Here is a 1435-nt window from a genome sequence, read left to right on the forward strand (position 1 = left end):
CGACTTTCCGACTCCGGTGTTGGTGGCGGAGCGGTTGGTGGGTTTGGTGGTGGGTTTGGGTTCGGGTGTGGGTGTTGCGGGTGTGGGTGTGGGTGAGGCGGTGGCGATTGTGGGGATGGGGTGTCGTTTTGGTGGTGGGGTGGGTTCGCCGGGGGATTTGTGGGATGTGGTGTTGGGTGGGGTTGATGTGGTGGGTGGGTGGCCGGTGGATCGTGGGTGGGATGTGGAGGGTTTGGTGGGTGGTGGGGTGCCGGGGTGGGGTGGGTTTTTGGAGGGTGCGGGGGTTTTTGATGCGGAGTTTTTTGGGGTGTCTCCGCGTGAGGCTGTGGTGATGGATCCGCAGCAGCGGTTGGTGTTGGAGGTGGTGTGGGAGGCGTTGGAGGGTGCGGGTTTGGGTGTTGGTTTGGATGGTGTTGGGGTGGGGGTGTTTTTGGGGGTGATGGGTTTGGAGTATGGGCCGCGGTTGTGGGAGGCGGGTGAGGGTGTTGGTGGGTATGTGTTGACGGGTTCGGCGGGGAGTGTGGTGTCGGGTCGGGTGGCGTATGTGTTGGGTTTGGGTGGTCCGGCGGTGTCGGTGGATACGGCGTGTTCGTCGTCGTTGGTGGCGGTGCATCAGGCGGTGGGGGCGTTGCGGTCGGGTGAGGTGTCGTTGGCGGTGGCGGGTGGGGTGTCGGTGATGGGGTCGCCGGGGATGTTTGTGGAGTTTGCGCGTCAGGGTGGGTTGTCTGCTGATGGTCGGTGTAAGGCGTTTTCGTCGTCGGCGGATGGTACGGGGTGGGGTGAGGGTGTTGGTGTGGTGGTGTTGGAGCGGTTGTCGGATGCGCGGCGGAATGGGCATCGGGTGTTGGCGGTGGTGCGGGGTAGTGCGGTTAATTCGGATGGTGCGTCGAATGGTTTGACGGCTCCGCATGGTCCGTCGCAGGAGCGGGTGATTCGTCAGGCGTTGGCGAATGGGGGGTTGTCGGCGGGTGAGGTGGATGTGGTGGAGGCGCATGGTACGGGGACGAGGTTGGGTGATCCGATTGAGGCGCAGGCGTTGTTGGCGACGTATGGTCGGGAGCATTCGGCGGAGCGTCCGTTGTTTTTGGGTTCGTTGAAGTCGAATGTTGGTCATACGATGGCGGCGGCGGGTGTTGCTGGTGTGATCAAGATGGTGTTGGCGATGCGTGCTGGGGTGATGCCGAAGACGTTGCATGTTGATGTGCCGACTCCGCATGTTGATTGGTCGTCGGGTGCGGTGGAGTTGTTGACTGAGGCGCGGGTGTGGGGGGGTGTGGGGCCGCGTCGGGCGGGGGTGTCGTCGTTCGGGATCAGTGGGACGAATGCGCATGTGGTTCTGGAGTATGAGCCGGAACTCGAGCCGGAGCCGGTTGTGGTCACTGGCGGCGAGCCGGTGGGGCCGGTGCCGTTGGTGTTGTCGGCGCGGTCGGTGGAG

At 63.8% G+C, this 1435-nt stretch carries 1 protein-coding gene; it reads left to right on the forward strand.

The window, feature by feature from the left end:
- The coding region (locus tag JQN83_RS32580) for a beta-ketoacyl synthase N-terminal-like domain-containing protein (protein WP_208570995.1) at positions 1 to 1435 on the forward strand (1435 nt) is incomplete at both ends.

Origin of the sequence: Micromonospora antibiotica, assembly GCF_017599305.1 — a bacterium.
In the GTDB taxonomy this organism is placed as follows: Bacteria; Actinomycetota; Actinomycetes; order Mycobacteriales; family Micromonosporaceae; genus Micromonospora; species Micromonospora antibiotica.